This is a genomic window from Neobacillus sp. BF23-41 (genome assembly GCF_041106275.1).
In genome coordinates this window covers 1-22,002 of the sequence record NZ_JBGBPR010000006.1, presented here as the reverse complement: position 1 = coordinate 22,002, position 22,002 = coordinate 1, and the positions used below count along the sequence as shown (strand labels likewise).

Here is a 22,002-nt window from a genome sequence, read left to right as displayed (position 1 = left end):
CCGAAGCGGTGCCTGACACCCTATTCCCACGTTTAGTTCTTTTCCCATTTAACAGTGAAAAGGACTTTATTTGATTTCTTTACAGGATGTTCAAAGGTTTCTGCATTGGCTTCTTTTTGTAGTTCAATTTGTTGGGCAAGGAAGCCGGCTTCGAGTTGGAAAAAGTGCTCAGCTTTTGATTTCACACGCGGGACAATAACTGGACTCATTAGTTCAAATTGGATCTCAGTTTTATTTTCTTTTATTATTTCAAGTTGGCCCCAAGAGGCTTTGGCGAAAAACTCCATAATCTGAGTAATATCAGTTAGTGGAAATTTACGTGCGAGACGTTTTCCGGCCCAATATAAAATTTCAGGTGTATCTTTTCCTAAAATCTCAGGTAAAAGAATTTCTCTGATTAATTCATACCCGAAAAGAGATATGGTTTTTAGTTCATCGGTATCTATAGTCTCAACAACAACTGTACTATCGTTCACAAGCTTCCCCTCTTTCTATCATTCTATTATATACGCTTTTTGTTAGGTGTCAGTACAGTTTTTCTAGATAAAACGAATCAATTTACAGTAGTTTTTTTGTTATTTTGCAATATCTTGCCTTGTTTTCCATGATAATTATAATTCCCGATATGGTAAAAATAACAACCGTTATATCTTGGTAATTAATTGTAATTCTCTGTTTATTTTTAATATAAATCCAAATTATTGATGAAAATAACTAATCTATTATAATTTCAATATATTTTAAAAATTTTATTATTTATGATAGAATTGTGTATCCGTTTTCTTGACGCTCTAACATGATGGGAGTAAAATGGACTTGTCACATTATTGTCACACTGATGCTAGGTTTCATATAAGGGAATTTAAATGCTAGAAACTGAACATCATTTTTTTAAACATTATAGGGGGGTAAATTTATGGCAGGTAATCGAGAGTTTGTTTATCGGAGATTGCATTCGTTGCTTGGGGTTATTCCAATAGGGATCTTTGTCATCCAGCATCTGATTGTGAACCACTATGCGACAGTTGGGGTAGAATCCTTCAACAAAGCTGCGAATTTTATGGGAAATCTTCCTTTTCGCTATGTGTTAGAAACTGTAATTATTTATTTACCAATTTTATTCCATGCAATCTACGGGCTGTATATTGCTTTTACAGCCAAAAACAATGCAAGCCAATATGGATTTTTCAGAAACTGGATGTTTATGCTCCAACGTGTTTCTGGTGTGATTACACTTATTTTTATCACATGGCATGTATGGGAAACACGGGTAGCAGCGGCGTTTGGAAATGAAGTTAACTTTCAAATGATGCAAGATATTCTTTCATCACCGTTCATGTTTGCGTTTTATGTCATTGGGATTATTTCAGCAATTTTCCACTTTGCCAACGGATTGTGGTCATTCTTTGTTAGCTGGGGCATCACAGTATCTCCACGTTCTCAAGTTATTTCTACATACGTGACAATCGTTATTTTCTTAGCTCTATCCTATGTTGGAGTAACGACTTTATTAGCTTTTGTATAACAAATTAATGATTGATCGGAAAAATATTGGATTTTGGATTAAGGGAGTGAGTCACGAATGAGTAAAGGTAAGGTAATTATTGTCGGCGGCGGTTTAGCTGGCTTAATGGCAACGATTAAGGTTGCAGAAACAGGAACGCCTGTAGAGTTGTTTTCTCTTGTTCCAGTTAAACGCTCTCACTCGGTTTGTGCCCAGGGTGGTATTAATGGAGCAGTAAATACCAAAGGTGAAGGCGATTCGACATGGATTCACTTTGATGACACCGTTTATGGCGGGGACTTCTTGGCTAACCAGCCGCCAGTAAAAGCGATGTGTGATGCAGCACCAGGTATTATTCACTTAATGGACCGTATGGGCGTTATGTTTAACCGTACACCAGAAGGACTATTGGACTTCCGCCGTTTCGGGGGAACACAATTTCACCGGACAGCATTTGCAGGCGCTACGACTGGTCAACAGTTGCTTTATGCTTTAGACGAACAAGTTCGCCGCGAAGAAGTAGCTGGTTTGGTAACGAAATACGAAGGCTGGGAATTCCTAGGTTCTGTCGTTGATGACGATGGTGTGTGCCGTGGAATTGTGGCTCAAAATTTAAAAACAATGGAAATTAAGTCTTTCTCAGGAGATGCCGTCATCATGGCAACCGGCGGCCCTGGTATTATCTTTGGAAAATCTACAAACTCAGTTATTAATACAGGTTCAGCAGCATCGATTGTGTATCAGCAAGGTGCTTATTACGCTAACGGTGAAATGATCCAAATCCATCCAACAGCCATTCCTGGTGACGATAAGCTTCGCCTCATGAGTGAATCTGCTCGTGGTGAGGGTGGCCGTATCTGGACATATAAAGATGGGAAACCATGGTATTTCTTAGAGGAGAAATATCCAGCTTACGGAAACCTGGTACCACGTGATATCGCCACTCGCGAAATTTTTGACGTTTGTGTTAATCAAAAACTCGGAGTCAATGGCGAAAACATGGTATACCTCGATCTTTCTCATAAGGATCCACATGAATTAGATATTAAACTTGGCGGGATTATTGAAATTTATGAAAAATTCATGGGTGATGATCCCCGTAAAGTTCCAATGAAAATCTTCCCTGCTGTTCACTATTCAATGGGTGGACTTTGGGTTGATTATGACCAAATGACAAGCATCCCTGGTCTATTTGCAGCGGGTGAATGTGATTATTCTCAGCATGGTGCGAACCGTTTAGGTGCCAATTCCTTGCTTTCAGCCATTTATGGCGGAATGGTTGTAGGACCAAACGTAGTTAAATATATCAAAGGCTTGGAGAAGAGTTCCGATGCAGTTTCTTCTAGCGTATTTGACCGACATGTTAAAGAACAAGAAGATAAGTGGAATTCAATTATGTCCCTAAATGGAAATGAAAATGCTTATGTTCTTCATAAAGAGCTTGGAGAATGGATGACAGATAATGTGACGGTTGTTCGTCATAACGACAGGCTATTAAAGACAGATGAGAAAATTCAGGAACTTCTAGAACGTTACCAAAACATCAATATTAATGATACATCCAAATGGAGCAACCAAGGGGCAGCCTTTACTCGTCAACTTCAAAACATGCTGCAATTGGCTCGTGTTATTACAATTGGTGCATACAACCGGAATGAGAGCCGTGGTGCTCATTATAAGCCTGACTTCCCTAAACGTAATGATGAGGAATTCTTAAAAACGACAATGGCAAAATTTGTTGACAGTTCATCAGCACCGGCTTTCCATTATGAAGATGTTGATGTTTCATTGATCAAGCCACGCGAACGCAATTACGCAAAAAGTTAAGGGGGAGTAGGAAGAATGTCTGAAGCTAAAAAGGTTAAATTTATTATTTCACGTCAGGATAACGAAAATACTGCTCCTTACGAGGAGGAATTTGAGGTTCCTTATCGTCCGAATATGAATGTCATCTCGGCGTTAATGGAAATTCGTAAAAACCCTGTAAACACAAAAGGACAAGATTCGACCCCAGTTACTTGGGATATGAACTGTCTTGAAGAAGTTTGCGGTGCATGTTCAATGGTCATCAACGGGAAGCCTCGTCAATCCTGTTCAGCACTTGTAGACCAATTGGAGCAGCCGATTCGATTAGCTCCGATGAAAACTTTCCCAGTGGTACGTGACTTGCAGGTTGACCGGAGCAGAATGTTTGATGCCTTAAAGAAAGTGAAAGCATGGATCCCGATTGATGGTACCTATGATTTGGGCCCAGGTCCACGTATGCCTGAGACAAAACGTCAATGGGCTTATGAGCTTTCAAAATGTATGACATGTGGTGTTTGCCTTGAGGCATGCCCGAACGTAAACAGCAAATCAAACTTTATTGGGGCACAGCCGCTTTCTCAAGTTCGTCTTTTCAATGCCCATCCAACTGGTGCAATGAATAAGGCAGAAAGACTTGAAGCGATTATGGGCGACGGCGGACTTGCAAACTGTGGTAACTCACAGAACTGTGTTCAATCTTGTCCGAAAGGTATTCCGTTGACTACCTCAATTGCTGCATTAAATCGTGATACAACCATTCAAGCCTTCAGAAGCTTCTTTGGAAGCGACCACGCATAGAATTGCGGAAGACTTTTCGTTTTATTAAAATGTGATTCAAAAAACCTTCTTTTCTATCATCGAAAAGAAGGTTTTTTGTCGTATAAGGGTAATAATTGCAATGGTTCTTTCAGTAGTGATTTGTTATACTCTTATTAATAACGTTAGTTCGTTGAAAAAGGAAGGTACATACTGGTGAAATCTAAATTTCCGCTGTTAATTATTCTTACTGGATTAATTTTAGTAGGTATCGGACTCTGGCAATTTATTGATGTGAAAACGCAAACACATGCTTCACTCAAGCAGGCTAAGGAACTAATTGCAGACCAGCCTGAGAATGCCCCTAAAAAGAGGGATGTAAACAGCAAGCGGCCAGAAATGGGGGAGACAGTCGGTCTTTTAGCCATTCCAAAGATCAAAGCAGAGTTAGCAATCATCGAAGGAACCGACCCCGATGATCTCGAAAAAGGTGTCGGCCATTATAAAGGAGCCTATTACCCTGGTGATCAAGGACAAATTGTTCTTTCCGGACATCGAGACACCGTGTTTCGTAAATTAGGGGAACTTGAGATTGGCGATTCACTGAAGATGGAAATGCCGTATGGATCCTATACTTATGAAATAATTGATACCAAAATTGTTAAGTCTGATGATACGAGCATTATTACGCTCCAGAATAATAAAGAGGAACTAATCTTAACAACCTGTTACCCGTTTAGTTATATAGGAAATGCCCCAAAACGATACATTATTTATGCAAAGCCCAAAAACTCCTAATCGCTAGGAGTTTTTTTTATAAAAACGAATCATCTGTTTGTAAATATAGTCACTACATTAGAACTGTTCACATAAGATATGTTGACTAAATATATACCCACCCCGTGTTCATACTGGCGAAGGCAAGGAGGGTTACAGTACTTGAAGGAGAATGTTTATAATCACAAGCCGTTACTCACCAAACGAGAAAGAGAAGTATTCGAGTTATTAGTACAAGACAAAACAACGAAAGAAATCGCTGGTGAATTATTTATAAGCGAAAAAACGGTTCGGAATCACATTTCAAATGCCATGCAAAAGCTTGGTGTAAAGGGGCGTTCTCAAGCAGTTGTAGAGCTCCTTCGAATGGGAGAGCTAGAACTTTAATTATGACCGGCATCCTCTTGGGGAGGCCGGTTTAATTTTGAATAGATAGCCATAAAAAAGGTAAGCAAACGAAATGCTTACCCTTTTGTCTACAATGCAGATCAGTGATACTTGAAAAATACTTTTATGCTTACTTGAAAGCAGGTATTCTAAACCACCATTTTAGCCGAGAAGTAGTATGACTAAATAAGAATACTGCTCTAATCCCCATAATAATCACAGTTGAGAATAAGCTAAAGAGAATATTCAAAGTATATCCCTCCACATTGAAGATTCGTGTTAAAAAGTAACACTAAGATTATTGTTAATCTAGGAAATAATTTTATTCGGATTGTGTGTGATAACAAATCACGAATTCGGTGCGAAATTGTCAATGAAAAGTAAATTTGTTACAAAAATTGCGAATAAATCTTCATAAATAAATTGATAATCTAGTTATAGACATTTAAAATAAACCTAGGATAAAAGAAATAATGCTTTTATCTCATAAAAGGATGTTTTTCTTGGAATACAAACAAGTGCAAACAGAACTGGCGGGTTATATTGGGAGAACACTCCGTGAAAACTTCGGGAAAGGTCCCGAATCTGTTTATGTTTCCTATAATCACACGATACTGATTTGTGGATTTGGATTTTTATCGCGATAAAAGTGTAATCGTACTAATATTATCACCAACTGCATAAAGGCGGAAGTGAACTAGACAATTTCAATTGAGCTAGACATAAGCCAAGATGGGATGACTCCTATCTTGGCTTTTATTTTATGGTGGAAGGAATAGATAAATAGAGATGGGCAGTTCAATAAAAGCAGCTAATAATGGATCAATTAAAACGAATATAGAAGAGGAATTAGAAAAACGTGAAGAGTCCTATCGGGATTTAGTTGACAATTCACCTGACGCCGTAATCATTGCCTATGAAGATGACATTCTTTTTATAAATGAAACGGGTGCAAGGTTATTTGGAGCATCAAACAAAGAAGAAATTCAACAAAAGAAAATAGTCGATCTCATTCATCCTGATTATCATAGGCGTATTAAAGAACGGGTGGAAATAGTTACGCGTGGGGATGCAACAGACTTTTTTGAATATAAATTGATCAGGTTAGATGGCACTGTGTTTGAGGCGGAAGTAAAAGGAATTCCCACGATATTTCAAAATAAACCAGCAAGGCATGTTATTATCAGGGATATAACTGATCGAAAAAAAACACTAGAACTATTACTAAATGCTGAGAAATTAAATGTAGCTGGCCAACTGGCAGCAGGGATTGCCCATGAAGTACGAAATCCACTCACTGCGATTAAAGGGTTTCTTCAATTAATGGAAACTAAGCTAAATGGCCATAAATCATACTTTGATATTATTCAATCGGAAATTGATAGAATAGAACTCATTCTCAGTGAGTTATTGATACTCGCAAAACCACAAGATCTAAAGTTTGAGCCTGTGCTTTTACAAACATTGATTGAAGAAGTGAAAACGCTGATTGATACCCAGGCAATTATGAATAATGTGCAGATTGAATTTGTTAATGATTGTGGAAAATTAAACATCAACGGCGATAAAAATCAACTAAAACAAGTGCTTATAAATTTTTTAAAAAATGCGATTGAAGCGATGCCGAATGGCGGGATGATCACTATTGAGCTGAAGAAGCACGGTTATAATCAAGTAAAGATGCTAATTAAAGATACAGGAAGTGGAATGCCGCAACATGTATTAAAACGAGTCGGGGAACCATTTTTTACAACAAAAGAGAGCGGCACTGGATTAGGAATTATGAATTCCAAACAAATTGTTGAAAATCACCATGGGACCGTTCATTTTTGGAGCGATGAAAAAGGAACGCTAATCGAAGTGATACTGCCGATTAATGGAGATAAGATTGAAAGGTCAAAACAGAGGGGGAGGGGTTTTTCGAAAAAATGGTAAATAAAATAGGCAGGAGTTTTAATAAAGACTAAAATAGGAGGGCTGAGAACAACCTTCCTATTTTTGTTGAGTATTCTATTATTCCGGTGACTTGGTATAACTATATTCTAATTCATCTGTTTTTTCGTTGTAATTGACCTGTAAATCATGTCCATTAAAAAACCACAAGTCCCTTTCTTCAACATAAAACCACATGCCCTCTGATTCGAATTTAGTTATTATATCGATTGGCTCGTTATCTACTGTGAAACCGAGCGAGAAACCTTCTTGCACAGGGCTGTTTCCATAAACCTTTGGATAAAACTTCACCTTATCACCTGTTTTTAACTCTACTTCGTCTTTAAACCACTTTAGTGCTGTCTTGCTGATTACAATTTCCATTCTTTTCTCACCTTTGGTTGATTATTCTAATTTCTATTTTATTATACTCTAAAGTGTCTCAAACTAATATTTCTAATAGTTTCAACTTGAATTTTTAGCGAAAAAAGTAGAAAATAAGGTAAGTATTTAGATATTTAATTTTTGAACAATATGTTTAAATAGATATGGTCTTGAGGAGAAGAGAAGCTTTTTATAGGAGTGTTATGAGATGAAACACGAAAATTCACTAGAAGCAAATGGTGACATTGTTGCCAATATTGAGAAGGATTTACGCTACATCTCTGGAATCATCAAGCAAAAAGGAAGAGAAATGCTTAGTAATTATACGATTACTCCACCGCAATTCATTGCATTGCAGTGGCTCTTTGAAGATGGTGATATGACAATCGGGGAGCTCTCTAATAAGATGTATTTGGCATGCAGTACGACGACAGATCTTGTTGATCGAATGGAGAAAAATTTACTTGTAGAGCGGGTAAAAAATCCAAACGATCGTCGGGTTGTCAGAATTCATCTACTTGAAGAGGGCAAGCGAATCATTGATGAAGTGATTAAAAAGCGTAAAGTCTATTTAGAAGAAGTGTTGGTCGATTTCTCATCTGAAGAAATTCAACTTCTTCAAAAAAGCTTAACGAAATTGCATCAGGAAATGCGTTAAAAGAGGCGATAAGTTTGAAACAAGCAATTGGTGTTATTGATTCCGGCGTTGGCGGATTAACTGTTGCCAAAGAGGTAATCAGACAGCTTCCAAATGAGAAAATCATCTATTTGGGGGATACCGCACGTTGCCCATATGGTCCGAGAACAACAAAGGAAGTAAAGAGGTTCACTTGGGAAATGACCTCTTTTTTATTAGAAAAGAAGATTAAGATGCTCGTTATTGCCTGTAATACGGCAACAGCTGCGGCACTAGACGAGATTCGTAAGGAATTGTCCATCCCAGTCTTAGGGGTAATTAATCCTGGAGCACGGGCGGCAATCAAAAAGACAAAAAACTACCGTGTCGGAATTATCGGCACAGAAGGTACAGTAAAAAGTGGTGCTTATGAAAGAGCCTTGAAATCATTAAATAGCCGGCTTTTTGTCAAAGCACATGCTTGTCCAAAATTTGTCCCTCTTGTAGAGAGTGATGAATTTGGTGGGCCGATTGCGGAAAGAATTGTCGACGATGCCTTAAGGCCTATGCAGAATCAGAACCTGGATACCCTTATTTTAGGCTGCACCCATTACCCATTGCTTGAGCCCGTCATAAAAAATGTCATGGGTGAGTCTGTAAGCGTAATTAGCTCTGGTGATGAGACCGCTCGAGAAATAAGTGCAATCCTCCAATATAATGGGTTACTTGATTCGTGTGAAGAAGAACCAGATCATGAATTTTACACAACCGGTTCAAGGCGGATATTTTCAAAAATCGCCTCACAATGGCTGGGGAATCCAATTAACAATGTGCAAAAGATCAAGCTATAAGTCGAGCCTTCTTTAAATAAGAGGCTCGTTTTTTTTTTTTTTTTTTGCTGAATAAACGATGGTGTCCACCAGCCGGGGACATTTGTGCACGCGTGGTGCCTGACACCATTTTTACAATTTATGTTATTTTTTAAAATATTGTTCTATTTTTCTTGTGTAAGTCGGTCTAATTTCTCTCTAGGCTCGTATACATGTTAGTACAAACTGTCTTAGGGGGAAATAGTTATGTCTAAAAATAAAGCAAAGATCCTTATGTCGACTGTGCTTACTTCAACAGTTCTACTGTCAGGTTGTGGATTATTAGGGTCGGAAACACAAAAGAAAATTGATCCACCAAAGAGTACGACGATTGCAGAAAAAACAACCAGTAAGGAACCGACGGCTAAAGAAACGGCTAAGCAAGAAAACACAGTCAAAACGGAGCTCTATCTGGTTGATAAAGATGGCTATGTTGTACCGCAAACATTGGACCTACCGAAAACAACATCAGTTGCTAAACAGGCCCTTGAATATTTAGTGGCGAATGGACCTGTTACAGATCAATTACCAAATGATTTTCGAGCAGTCCTCCCAGAGGACACAGATCTGTCTGTGAATATTGATAAAGATGGCGTCGCCACGGTTAATTTTTCAAAAGAGTTTAAGAATTACCAAGCTGAAGATGAGATGAAGATCCTCCAATCGGTCACTTGGACGCTGACTCAGTTTGATAATGTTAAAACCGTTAAGCTAAAAATGAACGGTCATGATTTAACGGAAATGCCTGTTAATGGAACACCAATAAGTGAAAACCTCTCAAGAGCCACCGGTATCAACTATGATACAGCGGATGTTACTGATATCACCAATACCAAACCAGTAACTGTCTATTATATTGGTGGTGAGGAAGGCTCCTACTATTATGTACCTGTGACGCGCCGGGTTAGCAACACTGAGAAAGATCCCTATGTAGCTGTCGTCAATGAATTAATAAAAGGACCTAGTGAGAAATCACCACTCGTATCTGAATTTATGTCAGATGTTAAACTCCTAGAGGCGCCAAAGTACGAGGACGGACAAGTAACCTTGAACTTTAATGAGAATATTTTTGGCAGCTTTGAAGAAAAGGAAATATCACAAAATTTACTAGATGCACTCGTGCTTTCCTTAACGGAACAAGAGGGTGTTGAAAAAGTGGCTGTTCAAGTAAATGGCAAGGCAGACATCAAAAATGACAGTGGCAAAAAATTAACTGAACCAGTAACTCGACCAGAAAAAGTCAATACAGGTAGTTTTTAAAAAAAAATTATTTGTTATACTATATAGTGACCAAGAAAGAGGTTGGCTTTAAGCCCGCCTCTTCTTTATTTGGTATAAGTAAAATTCATGTACCAATTTTAAAATGCTTTACAAAGTTGAAGGAGGTAGTATTTGTGCGTGTTGATGGAAGAGAGCCGCTCCAACTAAGGCCCATACATATTGAACCAAATTATTTAATGCACCCTGAAGGTTCTGTCCTTATTTCTGTTGGTAATACGAAAGTAATTTGTGCTGCAAGTATTGAAGAGAGAGTTCCTCATTTTATGAGAGGGGAAGGCAAAGGCTGGATTACTGCCGAGTATTCGATGCTGCCAAGGGCGACAGAAACAAGAAACATTCGCGAATCATCAAAAGGGAAGGTCTCTGGCCGGACAATGGAAATTCAACGATTAATCGGGCGTGCCCTTAGAGCAGTTGTCGATTTAGGGGCGTTAGGTGAAAAAACCGTTTGGATCGATTGTGACGTGATCCAAGCGGATGGCGGGACACGAACAGCCTCGATCACCGGTGCATTTGTGGCGATGACCCTCGCTTTAAATTCTTTAGCAGAGAAAAAGTCGTTTGCAAGGTTTCCGATTACGGATTATTTAGCGGCAACAAGTGTGGGGATTTTACAAAATAACCAAACTGTTCTTGACTTAAATTATGCCGAAGATTCTAAGGCACAGGTCGATATGAATGTGGTCATGACTGGAAATGGCGAATTTGTTGAACTGCAGGGAACGGGTGAGGAATCAACATTCTCCTACGAGCAACTTCAAGGTCTGCTTAGCGCTGCTCAAACTGGGCTTACGGACCTATTTGAACGACAAAAAGAGGTTCTAGGTGAAGAGATTACCCGAAAAATAGAATCACGAAGACAAAAATAAGGGGCGATTGTGAGTGAAAGAAGTAATTATTGCGACGAAAAATCCTGGAAAGGCGAGGGAATTTGAGCATATCTTTGCATCAAGAGGGATCGAAGTCCGAACCTTGCTTGATTTTCCTGAAATCCCGGACGTAGACGAAACGGGCTCAACCTTTGAAGAAAATGCGATCTTGAAGGCGGAAGCTGTCTCCCAAGCACTTGGTAAAATGGTGATTGGCGACGATTCTGGCTTAATGGTGGACGCGCTTGAAGGAAGACCAGGAATCTATTCAGCACGCTATGCTGGGGAACAAAAAAATGACCAGAACAATACAGATAAAGTCATGTCAGAATTAAAAGGACTTCCAGAGGAAAAGCGATCCGCACGATTCTACTGTGCTTTAGCTGTCGCTGTTCCAGGTCAAGAAACCATAACGGTGTCAGGCACCTGTGAAGGTCGTATTCTTGAAGAACAAAGAGGTACCAATGGATTTGGCTATGATCCTGTTTTTTATGTGCCTGAGAAAGGTCTAGCCATGGCTGAATTATCATCAGATGAAAAAAATAAAATCAGCCACCGTGCGAATGCTTTGAAGAAGCTCGATGTGGTCTTGGATTCTATTTTAGAAAGAGCGGAGAAGTAATGAGTAAGGTTTTAGTGGTTAGTGATAGCCATGGGTTGACGAAAGAACTCAATGTTTTAAGAGAAAGGCATTCTGAAGATGTTGATTTAATGATTCATTGTGGCGATTCGGAATTGATGCCTGATGATCAGGCGATATCTGGTTATATAACGGTAAGGGGAAATTGTGATTTCGGCAGCGGATATCCGTTGGAGACAATGGCTGAGGCGGCGGGGAAGAAATTCTTCGTTACTCATGGGCATCTTTATTCAGTAAAATCTTCTTTGATGAATATTAAATATAAAGCACAGGAAGTAAACGCCGATATCGTATGTTTTGGCCACTCGCATGTCCTTGGTGCGGAAGTGATAGATGGTACCTTATTTTTAAATCCAGGCAGCATTCGATTGCCAAGGGAACGCGTAGAAAAAACCTATGTTATTCTTGATTTACAGGATGAGAAAGTTAAAATGTCAGTGTTTGAAGCGGATGGACGGGAAATTTCAGAGCTTGCCAGTGAATTTGTCCTTCGATAAATGAGAGGGAGATTTCCTCTCCCTTTTATTTTTTTAAAAAAATAATAGAAAGTCTGTTGACTTTTTGATATTACGGTAATATAATAAATCTTGTCTTAAACAACTTATATGTCCCAGTAGCTCAGCTGGATAGAGCAACGCCCTTCTAAGGCGTGGGTCGGGAGTTCGAATCTCTCCTGGGACGCTATACTACATAGTAGAAAAAAACTCACTTTTATAAGTGAGTTTTTTTCTGTTTATTAGTTGTTAAAACAAAATTTATAGTTCTATATGACCGTAAAGGTGATGGGACTTAGATTTCGGTCACATAAAGGGGCTCTATGTAAACTTAAGGGTGATGAGACCAAGTTTAAGGTCACGTATATTCAAATTCAACGAATAGAAATCAGTCACCATTGCTGGTGAGTTTTTTTTGCCTTCTATTTATGCTAAACTATTTTCCAAGACTATCATAAGGACGGATTTTATGAAAAAACGGGAACCTGTGAAAAGAATAGATAATGTGATCTTTTTTCCCGGACTTGAAAAAAGATTAACTGACAAAGGTCTGGAAAACCTTGAAAAGAAAAAATTCAACGAAGCGATAAACCTTTTGGAAGAAGCCAGAGAACATGATCCTGACAATGACGAAATATTGATTGGTTTGGTTCTGGCTTATTTTGAAGCATCTTCTTTTCAAAAAGCAAAAGCACTTGCCAAAGAAATGCTTCATAAAGGAATTGGGGACTATTTGCAAATGGTCGATCTCTATTTGACGGTCCTGATCCAGCTTCATGAATACCAGGAAATTGTAGCAACAATAGAAGTCTTATTAGAAGAAAAAGAGATTCCGCCTGAAAAACATGACCACTTTTTAACCATCCTGCAATTCAGCCGGAGAATGGCAGAAAACCGTCAACCAGACCCAGACCCAGACACAGACACAGAATCAAATACATATGACATCACCCCAGAGAAAACAAACGTTCATGAACTAAACCTTTTTTCGATTGATAATCTAAACGAACAAATGCTCCTCGTTTCGAGCTTGGCTGAGAAAAACATTCGCCCCTACCTCCCTGAGATTGCCGAATATTTAGCAGCAGAAGCAGGTCATCCATTCCTTAAAACAATCCTGTTATCTCTTTTAAAAGAACAGGAAATTGATAGAGAATTATCTGTCATGAAATTTGAGATGGAGAAAAAAGTTATTCCAACACATCTTCCAGAAGTTAGGGAAGAACCAAGATTGAAAGAGGTAAAGGCTTTATTAGAGGCTCGATTGGAAAGTGAAAATCCCGTTCTTTTTGAAAACAGCTTCAGAATGGCAGAGCGAAATTTTTTTATAAGCTATCCTATCGAATTGCAGCCGAAAAGCACTGCTGCTTGGGCTGCAGCTTTTCACCACTTGGCCGAATATTACCTTGGCATGGACACAGAGCTACATTACTTGTCCGGAGAATATGAAGTTCAAGTGGAGGAAATAGAAGAAGCTATCGCGATGATTGAGGTAATTGAGAAAATTTCTTATCCTAATATATAGGCTTCGCTGTTGAAAGAAAACAAACCTATGTTATAATGTAGTGGTTGCATTGTGTAAAAAACACATTTAAAAGAAGGATAATAGCTTGATGGACAAGTTATTTCCAAACTCAAATTCGTTACGAATGATATGAGAATAGATTGTTGGAGGGAAAATGTATGTCAACAAAATGGGAAAAACTAGAAGGTAACCGTGGCGTTCTTACGGTTGAAGTAAGTGCGGAAAAAGTAAATGAAGGACTAACTGCGGCTTTTAACAAAGTTGTTAAGCAAGTAAATGTTCCAGGCTTCCGTAAAGGAAAAATGCCTCGTCAAATGTTTGAAAAGCGTTTTGGTGTAGAATCACTTTATCAAGATGCATTAGATATTCTTCTTCCAGAAGCATACGGAAGTGCAATTGACGAAACAGGCATCGAGCCAATCGACCGTCCAGATATCGACATCGAACAAATGGAAAAAGGCAAAGAACTTATCTTCAAAGCTACTGTTCAAGTAAAGCCTGAAGTAACATTAGGCGAATACAAAGGATTAGAAGTAGAAGCACTCGATACAAACGTTACTGACGAAGACGTTGCTAACGAACTAAAAACTCTTCAAGAGCGTCAAGCTGAGCTTGTAGTTAAAGAAGAAGGCACAATTGAAAATGGTGATACTGTAGTTCTAGATTTCGAAGGATTCGTTGATGGCGAAGCGTTCGAAGGTGGAAAAGCTGAAAACCATTCACTTGAAATTGGTTCAGGATCTTTCATCCCTGGCTTTGAAGAGCAATTAGTAGGTTTGGCTACTGGCGAATCTAAAGACGTGGAAGTAACATTCCCTGAAGAATATCATGCAGCTGAGCTTGCTGGTAAACCTGCAGTATTCAAAGTAACGATTCATGAGATTAAAGGTAAAGAACTTCCTGCATTAGATGACGAGTTTGCTAAAGATGTGGATGATGAAGTTGAAACATTAGACGCACTTAAAGAGAAAATCAAAACTCGTTTAGAAAACAGCAAAAAGCACGAAGCTGAGCATCAGTTACGTGATACAGTTGTTGAAAAAGCTGCTGCAAATGCAGAAGTGGAAATTCCAGATGTAATGGTCAACAGCGAAGTAAACCGTATGCTTCAAGAATTCGAACAACGCTTACAAATGCAAGGTATGAACCTTGAACTTTACTTCCAATTCTCAGGTCAAGACGAAAATGCCTTACGTGAGCAAATGAAGGAAGAAGCTGTAATTCGCGTTCGTACGAACTTAACATTAGAAGCGATTGCTAAGGCTGAAAACCTTGAAGTAACTGACGAAGAAGTTGATGCAGAACTTGAGAATATGGCTGGAATGTACAACATGACCGTTGATAGCATTAAACAAGCATTAGGCGGACTTGAAGGTATCAAATCAGACCTTAAACTTAAAAAAGCAGTTGACTTTATTGTTGAAAACAAGAAGTAATGTTTAAAATATTGCAAGGCACGATTTGAATCGTGCCTTGTTTTATACATTTTTTCAATTACATATTATAATAAGAAGTGGGAACATTTTTAACAATGGGCAGGAAAACAAGTTAGACATAGCGAATAAACAATAAATAATTTCCAGACAGGTTTGAGATTTATTTTCCTCATATTGGTTAAGATTAATGAGTACATAAGTTTTTAAAATGAATCACACTTTACAAAATGAGAGTTCTGAAAAACATATTTACCCTAAGCTTTTTATTTCCAGTCCATTGGCTTTATGTGTTACAATGCTTCATACATACTATTCAATTATTAGAAAAAGACTCGAATTTTGGTTGTGTGATTCGCAAGAACCACTAGGATTTTAACACGTTTTAAGGGGTGAAAGGATTGTTTAAATTTAATGATGAAAAAGGACAATTAAAGTGTTCCTTCTGTGGTAAAACGCAGGACCAAGTTCGTAAACTGGTTGCCGGGCCAGGAGTTTACATATGTGACGAATGTATTGAACTTTGCACCGAAATCGTTGAGGAAGAACTTGGAACAGAAGAAGAAGTAGAATTTAAAGATGTACCAAAGCCAAAAGAAATTTGTGAAATTCTTGACGAATATGTTATTGGTCAAGATCAAGCAAAGAAGTCTCTTTCTGTTGCGGTTTACAATCACTATAAGCGCATCAATTCTAATAGCAAAATAGATGATGTTGAGCTTGCAAAGAGTAATATTTGTATGATTGGACCAACAGGAAGCGGTAAAACTTTACTAGCCCAAACACTGGCACGTATTCTGAATGTACCTTTTGCGATTGCGGATGCAACTTCCCTTACCGAAGCTGGATATGTTGGGGAAGATGTTGAAAACATTTTATTAAAATTAATTCAATCTGCTGATTATGATGTTGAAAAGGCAGAAAAAGGAATTATTTATATTGATGAAATTGATAAAATCGCACGTAAATCCGAAAATCCTTCGATTACAAGGGATGTTTCTGGTGAAGGTGTTCAACAAGCATTATTAAAAATTCTTGAAGGTACGGTTGCAAGTGTTCCACCACAAGGGGGAAGAAAACACCCGCATCAAGAATTTATCCAAATCGATACAACGAATATTCTATTTATCTGCGGCGGAGCATTTGACGGGATTGAACCGATTATTAAGCGTCGTTTAGGCCAAAAAGTTATCGGTTTTGGTTCAGATATTAAGCAGCAGGAAGTGGGACAAAAAGAACTTCTTTCAAAAGTATTACCTGAAGACCTATTACGATTTGGATTAATTCCTGAATTTATTGGGCGTCTTCCTGTAATCGCTAGTCTTGAGCAATTAGACGAAGCAGCATTAATTGAAATTTTAACTAAGCCAAAAAATGCGCTTGTTAAACAATATCAAAAAATGCTTGAAATCGACGAGGTTGAACTTCAATTTGAAGAAGGCGCATTGACTGAAATTGCCAAAAAGGCAATTGAACGCAAAACCGGCGCCCGTGGTTTACGTTCGATTATTGAAGGAATTATGCTCGATGTTATGTTTGACCTACCTTCACGTGATGACATTACTAAGTGTGTCATTACTAAAGAAACGGTCATTAACAACAGTGTTCCAAAACTTCTTTTGGAAGATGGAACCGTGGTCGCTGAAGAAAAATCTGCATAATAATTGACGAAGACTCGGCTTAAGCCGGGTCTTTTCTAGTTGTATCGTCTCTCCGAACAGTTTCTTACAATTTGTGGTTTATTCCACCCGCCTGCAGGAAATACTTATTAATATATATTTAGTAATAAGTTGAAATGCAGGAGGGAAATGTATGAGTTGGACGGGGATTGCCTTATTTATACAGCTATTTTTCGGAATCATCATTGGGCTGTATTTTTGGAATTTGCTGAGGAATCAGCGGACACAAAAAGTATCCATTGATCGGGAATCCCGGAAGGAAATGGAACAGCTTCGCAAAATGAGATCCATTTCACTTACAGAACCATTAGCTGAAAAAGTTCGGCCTACAAGCTTTCAAGACATTGTCGGCCAAGAAGATGGAATCAAATCATTAAAAGCAGCACTATGTGGACCAAACCCGCAGCATGTGATCATTTATGGACCGCCAGGAATTGGAAAAACAGCAGCTGCACGCCTCGTATTAGAAGAAGCGAAAAAAAATCGTAAATCACCATTTAAACCTGAATCTGTGTTTATCGAACTAGACGCAACAACGGCACGATTTGATGAAAGAGGTATAGCCGACCCCTTAATTGGTTCCGTTCATGACCCAATCTATCAAGGTGCCGGAGCGATGGGACAAGCAGGAATTCCACAGCCGAAACAAGGGGCAGTTACCAACGCCCATGGCGGTGTCTTGTTTATCGATGAAATCGGAGAATTACATCCGATTCAAATGAATAAGCTGTTAAAAGTATTAGAGGATCGCAAGGTCTTCCTGGAAAGTGCGTATTACCACGAGGAAAATAACCAAATCCCAACGCATATCCATGATATTTTTAAAAATGGACTTCCTGCTGATTTTCGTTTAATCGGCGCGACAACAAGAACGCCGAGTGAAATCCCGCCTGCGATTCGATCGCGCTGTATGGAGGTATTCTTTAGGGACTTAAATCAGGAAGAAATTGTGGAAATTGCCAATAATGCCGCGAAGAAAGTTAACCTTCAAATAAGCGAACTTGGTGTGAATACCATCGCAAACTATGCAAGAAATGGCCGTGAAACAGTCAATTTGATTCAAATCGCGGCAGGATTAGCGATTACGGAAGACCGTAATTTTATCAAGGATGAAGATATTGAGTGGGTCATTCATGCTAGTCAAATGTCACCAAGAATGGAAAGAAAGATTAATGATATTTCTCATGTCGGACTTATCAATGGACTGGCAGTCTATGGTCCGAATTCAGGCGCATTACTAGAAATAGAAGTGACTGTGATCCCAGCAAAAGATAAAGGATCGATCAATATTACTGGAATTGTAGATGAAGAAAGTATTGGCGGACAAGGGAAATCGATTCGTCGGAAGAGTATGGCGCGCGGTTCGATTGAAAACGTTATTACTGTTTTACGATCAATGGGTGTACCAGCAAATGACTATGATATCCATGTGAATTTCCCAGGTGGTGTTCCCATTGACGGTCCATCCGCCGGAATCGCAATGGCTACGGGGATTTATTCCGCTATTTATAAAATTCCAATAGATAACACTGTGGCGATGACAGGAGAAATAAGCATCCATGGAAATGTAAAGCCGATTGGCGGTGTCTATCCAAAGGTGAAGGCAGCGAAAAAAGCTGGAGTAAAAACGGTGATCATCCCAGAAGAAAACATGCAGACAATCCTTAAAGAAATTGACGGGATCAATATTATTCCCGTTACCCATCTGCATGAAGTATTTGAGATTGCCCTAGTAAATGACTATCAGAAAATGGATGCGATCCCTGCATCGATTGAACTATCAAAAAAAGAAAGTATCTAACGAAAAACTTCGGTTTGTGGTTCAATAGGCAAACCGAAGTTTTTTATTGCATATTATTTCATGTGAGAATTCTAACAGGAACAGAGAAAGAATTCTTTATGTTTGGGGAAAATAAAGTCATGCTGAAAATGAGGTTTCATACACCTTCTCTAAAAATAGACACTTAAAAATAAATAGGATAGAATTGTACAAAGACCATTCTGATTTTACAGTAAAAAAATGATTTGCATGTGGAGGTGCAGTATTTTGACGAAAAAGAACGAATTGATCGTCCCCCTCCTGCCGCTTCGAGGATTGCTCGTCTATCCGACTATGGTCCTTCATTTAGATGTAGGACGTGAACGATCAGTACAAGCACTTGAAAAAGCAATGGTAGATGACCATTTAATATTCTTAACCACTCAAAAGGAAGTTTCGATTGATGACCCTTCTGAGGAGGATTTATACACGATTGGAACGTTAACGAAAGTTAAACAAATGCTTAAACTGCCAAACGGTACGATAAGAGTATTGGTTGAAGGATTAAATCGCGGGGAAATCGTTTCATTTCACGATGAAGAAGACCACTATGCTGTTACGATTATTACCCACGAAGACCCGGATACGAAAGATGTCGAAGACCAAGCCTTAATGAGAACGATGCTTGATTATTTCGAGCAATACATAAAATTATCGAAAAAGATCTCTGCAGAAACTTATGCTTCCGTTGCAGATATTGAAGAACCTGGCAGAATGGCGGATATCATCTCCTCCCATTTACCAATCAAGCTGAAGGAAAAGCAAGAAATCCTTGAAACGACAGATATTAAAGAACGAGTAAACAAAGTAATTGACACCATTCATAACGAAAAAGAAGTCCTGAATTTAGAAAAAAAGATTGGTCAGCGTGTCAAGCGTTCCATGGAAAGGACGCAAAAGGAGTATTATTTGCGTGAGCAAATGAAGGCGATCCAAAAGGAATTAGGCGATAAGGAAGGCAAAACTGGCGAAATTGCCGAACTGACCAAAAAAGTGGAGCAAGCAGGTATGCCCGAACATGTCCTTAAAGCCGCACAGAAGGAACTTGAACGTTATGAAAAGGTGCCGGCCAGTTCAGCAGAAAGTGCCGTTATTCGCAACTATATCGATTGGCTTATTTCCATCCCATGGTCGAATAAAACAGAGGATGACATTGATATTCTCCGGGCTGAAAAGATTTTAAATCAGGACCATTACGGACTTGAAAAAGTGAAGGAACGCGTCCTCGAATATTTAGCTGTTCAGAAGCTGACGAATTCGTTAAAAGGGCCAATCCTTTGTCTTGCAGGACCTCCTGGGGTTGGGAAAACAAGCCTTGCACGTTCGATTGCGACATCGCTCAATCGAAATTTTGTCCGCGTTTCACTTGGCGGCGTGCGCGATGAATCTGAAGTTCGTGGACATCGCAGAACCTATGTTGGGGCAATGCCAGGGCGAATCATCCAAGGAATGAAAAAAGCGGGTACAATTAACCCGGTCTTTTTACTCGATGAAATCGATAAAATGTCAAGTGATTTCCGTGGCGATCCATCAAGCGCCATGCTTGAAGTACTCGATCCTGAACAAAATAGTAACTTTAGCGACCATTATATAGAAGAAACCTATGATCTTTCCAAGGTTATGTTTATTGCGACTGCCAATAACCTATCCACGATTCCTGGTCCGCTTTTGGACCGAATGGAAATTATCACAATTGCGGGCTACACGGAGCTTGAAAAAGTCCATATTTGCCGGGATCATTTACTTCCAAAGCAGATTAAAGAAAATGGTCTTTCCAAAGGTATTCTTAAGGTCCGCGATGATGCGATTCTGAAAGTTGTTCGTTACTACACACGTGAAGCAGGGGTTCGAAGTTTAGAGCGTCAGATGGCAACACTTTGCCGGAAGACGGCAAAAATCATTGTTTCCGGTGAAAAGAAGCGTGTGATCATTACCGAAAAGAATATTGAAGAGTTTTTAGGAAAAACAAGATTCCACTATGGGATGGCCGAGGCCGAAGATCAGGTCGGAGTGGCAACTGGGTTAGCCTATACAACGGTGGGTGGAGACACTCTTCAGATTGAAGTTTCCTTAGCACCAGGTAAAGGGAAACTTGTGTTAACCGGAAAGCTTGGCGACGTAATGAAGGAATCAGCACAAGCGGCGTTTAGCTATATCCGATCCAAAGCCAAGGAACTAGGGATTGATGAGGATTTCCATGAAAAATATGATATCCACATTCACGTTCCAGAAGGTGCTGTTCCTAAGGATGGACCATCGGCCGGTATTACCATGGCAACGGCACTTGTATCAGCCTTGTCGGGCAGAGCCATTCGCCGAGAAGTAGGAATGACCGGAGAGATTACTTTAAGAGGCAGAGTTCTTCCAATTGGCGGCTTAAAAGAAAAAACACTTAGTGCCCATCGAGCGGGCTTAACAAAAATTATTCTTCCAAAGGATAATGAAAAAGATATTGATGATATTCCTGAAAGCGTTAGGAATGAACTGGATTTTGTCCTCGTTTCCCATGTGGACGAAGTCTTGAAGCATGCCCTGTTGGAAGGTGAAGTGAAATGAAGGTAGTCAGCTCAGAGATTGTCATCAGTGCAGTAAAGCCAGAACAATACCCGGAAACAGATTTACCTGAATTTGCGCTTGCAGGTCGTTCCAATGTCGGTAAGTCTTCTTTTATCAATAAAATGCTGAACCGAAAAGGTTTGGCGAGAATATCCTCCAAGCCAGGAAAAACACAAACGCTTAATTTCTATTTAATTAACGAAATGCTGCATTTTGTCGATGTTCCTGGTTATGGATACGCAAAGGTTTCAAAAACTGAACGGGCCGCATGGGGAAGAATGATTGAAACGTATTTTACATCGCGGGAGCAATTAAAAGCGGCGGTTCAAATTGTTGATCTTAGACATCCACCCTCAAAGGATGATGTCATGATGTATGATTTCTTAAAGCATCATGAAATTCCCTGTGTCATCATTGCTACCAAGGCAGATAAAATCCCCAAAGGGAAATGGCAAAAGCATTTAAAAATAGTAAGAGAAACCTTAGATCTTGATAAAAATGATCAAATGGTTCTATTCTCATCCGAAACTGGTTTAGGAAAAGATGAGGCTTGGTCTGTTCTACAGAGTTTTATGTAAAAAATAAACGCCTGGGCATAATAAAATGTACCCGATAGTGTAGACACTTATAAAAAAGTCTACCTATCGGGTACTTTTTTGTATAATTAAGAAAAAA

At 39.1% G+C, this 22,002-nt stretch carries 20 protein-coding genes and 1 tRNA gene; 19 read left to right on the top strand and 2 right to left on the bottom strand.

Features of this window, described 5'->3' with window-relative positions:
• Positions 1 to 32: 32 nt before the first annotated feature.
• Positions 33 to 476 carry a YslB family protein gene (locus tag AB7942_RS11600; protein WP_369446970.1) on the bottom strand — a complete coding sequence of 148 codons (444 nt, stop codon included), beginning with the start codon at positions 474 to 476 and terminating at the stop codon, positions 33 to 35.
• A gap of 440 nt (positions 477 to 916) precedes the next feature.
• Between AB7942_RS11600 and AB7942_RS11595 the strand changes: the two genes are divergently transcribed.
• The 6 genes from AB7942_RS11595 (at position 917) to AB7942_RS11570 (ending at position 7,165) form a co-directional block, all read left to right on the top strand.
• A complete protein-coding gene (locus tag AB7942_RS11595; protein WP_088089182.1) occupies positions 917 to 1,525 on the top strand; it encodes a succinate dehydrogenase cytochrome b558 subunit in 609 nt (202 codons plus the stop codon).
• A gap of 57 nt (positions 1,526 to 1,582) precedes the next feature.
• The gene (gene sdhA, locus AB7942_RS11590) at positions 1,583 to 3,331 is read left to right on the top strand and encodes a succinate dehydrogenase flavoprotein subunit (RefSeq protein ID WP_098933389.1); all 1,749 of its coding nucleotides are present in this window, start codon (positions 1,583 to 1,585) and stop codon (positions 3,329 to 3,331) included.
• A gap of 15 nt (positions 3,332 to 3,346) precedes the next feature.
• On the top strand, positions 3,347 to 4,108 hold the full coding sequence (gene sdhB, locus AB7942_RS11585) for a succinate dehydrogenase iron-sulfur subunit (protein WP_369446969.1): 762 nt from the start codon (positions 3,347 to 3,349) through the stop codon (positions 4,106 to 4,108).
• 174 nt (positions 4,109 to 4,282) lie between these two features.
• Complete coding sequence (locus AB7942_RS11580) at positions 4,283 to 4,864, top strand: class D sortase (RefSeq protein ID WP_369446968.1); 582 nt, start codon at positions 4,283 to 4,285, stop codon at positions 4,862 to 4,864.
• 141 nt (positions 4,865 to 5,005) lie between these two features.
• Complete coding sequence (gene gerE, locus AB7942_RS11575; RefSeq protein ID WP_026563391.1) at positions 5,006 to 5,230, top strand: spore germination transcription factor GerE; 225 nt, start codon at positions 5,006 to 5,008, stop codon at positions 5,228 to 5,230.
• Positions 5,231 to 6,019: 789 nt separating this feature from the next.
• Positions 6,020 to 7,165 carry an ATP-binding protein gene (locus AB7942_RS11570; RefSeq protein ID WP_369446967.1) on the top strand — a complete coding sequence of 382 codons (1,146 nt, stop codon included), beginning with the start codon at positions 6,020 to 6,022 and terminating at the stop codon, positions 7,163 to 7,165.
• A gap of 78 nt (positions 7,166 to 7,243) precedes the next feature.
• On the opposite strand, the gene AB7942_RS11565 is transcribed toward AB7942_RS11570, so the two are convergent.
• The gene (locus tag AB7942_RS11565) at positions 7,244 to 7,546 is read right to left on the bottom strand and encodes a HesB/YadR/YfhF family protein (protein ID WP_369446966.1); all 303 of its coding nucleotides are present in this window, start codon (positions 7,544 to 7,546) and stop codon (positions 7,244 to 7,246) included.
• Between the two features lie 208 nt (positions 7,547 to 7,754).
• Between AB7942_RS11565 and AB7942_RS11560 the strand changes: the two genes are divergently transcribed.
• From AB7942_RS11560 to yihA, 13 genes are all read left to right on the top strand, one after another.
• A complete protein-coding gene (locus AB7942_RS11560) occupies positions 7,755 to 8,204 on the top strand; it encodes a MarR family winged helix-turn-helix transcriptional regulator (protein WP_369446965.1) in 450 nt (149 codons plus the stop codon).
• Positions 8,205 to 8,218: 14 nt separating this feature from the next.
• Entirely contained in the window at positions 8,219 to 9,013 is a 795-nt protein-coding gene (gene racE, locus AB7942_RS11555) for a glutamate racemase (protein WP_369446964.1), read from the top strand.
• Between the two features lie 225 nt (positions 9,014 to 9,238).
• Positions 9,239 to 10,291, top strand: a complete 1,053-nt coding sequence (locus AB7942_RS11550; RefSeq protein WP_335712471.1) for a GerMN domain-containing protein — start codon at positions 9,239 to 9,241, stop codon at positions 10,289 to 10,291.
• Positions 10,292 to 10,425: 134 nt separating this feature from the next.
• Complete coding sequence (gene rph / locus AB7942_RS11545; protein WP_369446963.1) at positions 10,426 to 11,181, top strand: ribonuclease PH; 756 nt, start codon at positions 10,426 to 10,428, stop codon at positions 11,179 to 11,181.
• A 13-nt stretch (positions 11,182 to 11,194) separates the two neighbouring features.
• The gene (locus AB7942_RS11540; RefSeq protein ID WP_335712473.1) at positions 11,195 to 11,803 is read left to right on the top strand and encodes an XTP/dITP diphosphatase; all 609 of its coding nucleotides are present in this window, start codon (positions 11,195 to 11,197) and stop codon (positions 11,801 to 11,803) included.
• The gene (locus AB7942_RS11535; protein WP_369446962.1) at positions 11,803 to 12,318 is read left to right on the top strand and encodes a metallophosphoesterase; all 516 of its coding nucleotides are present in this window, start codon (positions 11,803 to 11,805) and stop codon (positions 12,316 to 12,318) included. The genes AB7942_RS11540 and AB7942_RS11535 overlap by 1 nt, the downstream gene beginning before the upstream one ends.
• A gap of 110 nt (positions 12,319 to 12,428) precedes the next feature.
• A tRNA-Arg gene (locus tag AB7942_RS11530) sits at positions 12,429 to 12,502 on the top strand.
• 282 nt (positions 12,503 to 12,784) lie between these two features.
• Positions 12,785 to 13,840, top strand: coding sequence for a tetratricopeptide repeat protein (locus tag AB7942_RS11525; RefSeq protein WP_369446961.1), 1,056 nt, complete (start codon positions 12,785 to 12,787; stop codon positions 13,838 to 13,840).
• 158 nt (positions 13,841 to 13,998) lie between these two features.
• Positions 13,999 to 15,276, top strand: coding sequence for a trigger factor (gene tig, locus AB7942_RS11520; RefSeq protein ID WP_369446960.1), 1,278 nt, complete (start codon positions 13,999 to 14,001; stop codon positions 15,274 to 15,276).
• 398 nt (positions 15,277 to 15,674) lie between these two features.
• A complete protein-coding gene (clpX, locus tag AB7942_RS11515; RefSeq protein ID WP_088089168.1) occupies positions 15,675 to 16,934 on the top strand; it encodes an ATP-dependent protease ATP-binding subunit ClpX in 1,260 nt (419 codons plus the stop codon).
• Positions 16,935 to 17,085: 151 nt separating this feature from the next.
• Positions 17,086 to 18,753, top strand: coding sequence for an ATP-dependent protease LonB (gene lonB / locus AB7942_RS11510; protein WP_335439367.1), 1,668 nt, complete (start codon positions 17,086 to 17,088; stop codon positions 18,751 to 18,753).
• A gap of 246 nt (positions 18,754 to 18,999) precedes the next feature.
• On the top strand, positions 19,000 to 21,327 hold the full coding sequence (gene lon / locus AB7942_RS11505; protein ID WP_098933397.1) for an endopeptidase La: 2,328 nt from the start codon (positions 19,000 to 19,002) through the stop codon (positions 21,325 to 21,327).
• Entirely contained in the window at positions 21,324 to 21,905 is a 582-nt protein-coding gene (gene yihA / locus AB7942_RS11500; RefSeq protein ID WP_088089165.1) for a ribosome biogenesis GTP-binding protein YihA/YsxC, read from the top strand. Before lon ends, yihA begins: the two co-directional genes overlap by 4 nt.
• Positions 21,906 to 22,002 lie beyond the last annotated feature (97 nt).

Bases quoted from the DNA above. Each gene is read 5' to 3' on its own strand.
- AB7942_RS11525 (WP_369446961.1), top strand. From the start codon at position 12,785: ATGAAAAAACGGGAACCTGTGAAAAGAATAGATAATGTGATCTTTTTT.
- sdhA (WP_098933389.1), top strand. From the start codon at position 1,583: ATGAGTAAAGGTAAGGTAATTATTGTCGGCGGCGGTTTAGCTGGCTTA.
- AB7942_RS11535 (WP_369446962.1), top strand. From the start codon at position 11,803: ATGAGTAAGGTTTTAGTGGTTAGTGATAGCCATGGGTTGACGAAAGAA.
- AB7942_RS11560 (WP_369446965.1), top strand. From the start codon at position 7,755: ATGAAACACGAAAATTCACTAGAAGCAAATGGTGACATTGTTGCCAAT.
- AB7942_RS11550 (WP_335712471.1), top strand. From the start codon at position 9,239: ATGTCTAAAAATAAAGCAAAGATCCTTATGTCGACTGTGCTTACTTCA.
- sdhB (WP_369446969.1), top strand. From the start codon at position 3,347: ATGTCTGAAGCTAAAAAGGTTAAATTTATTATTTCACGTCAGGATAAC.
- tig (WP_369446960.1), top strand. From the start codon at position 13,999: ATGTCAACAAAATGGGAAAAACTAGAAGGTAACCGTGGCGTTCTTACG.
- AB7942_RS11565 (WP_369446966.1), bottom strand. From the start codon at position 7,546: ATGGAAATTGTAATCAGCAAGACAGCACTAAAGTGGTTTAAAGACGAA.
- lonB (WP_335439367.1), top strand. From the start codon at position 17,086: ATGAGTTGGACGGGGATTGCCTTATTTATACAGCTATTTTTCGGAATC.
- yihA (WP_088089165.1), top strand. From the start codon at position 21,324: ATGAAGGTAGTCAGCTCAGAGATTGTCATCAGTGCAGTAAAGCCAGAA.
- AB7942_RS11595 (WP_088089182.1), top strand. From the start codon at position 917: ATGGCAGGTAATCGAGAGTTTGTTTATCGGAGATTGCATTCGTTGCTT.
- AB7942_RS11570 (WP_369446967.1), top strand. From the start codon at position 6,020: ATGGGCAGTTCAATAAAAGCAGCTAATAATGGATCAATTAAAACGAAT.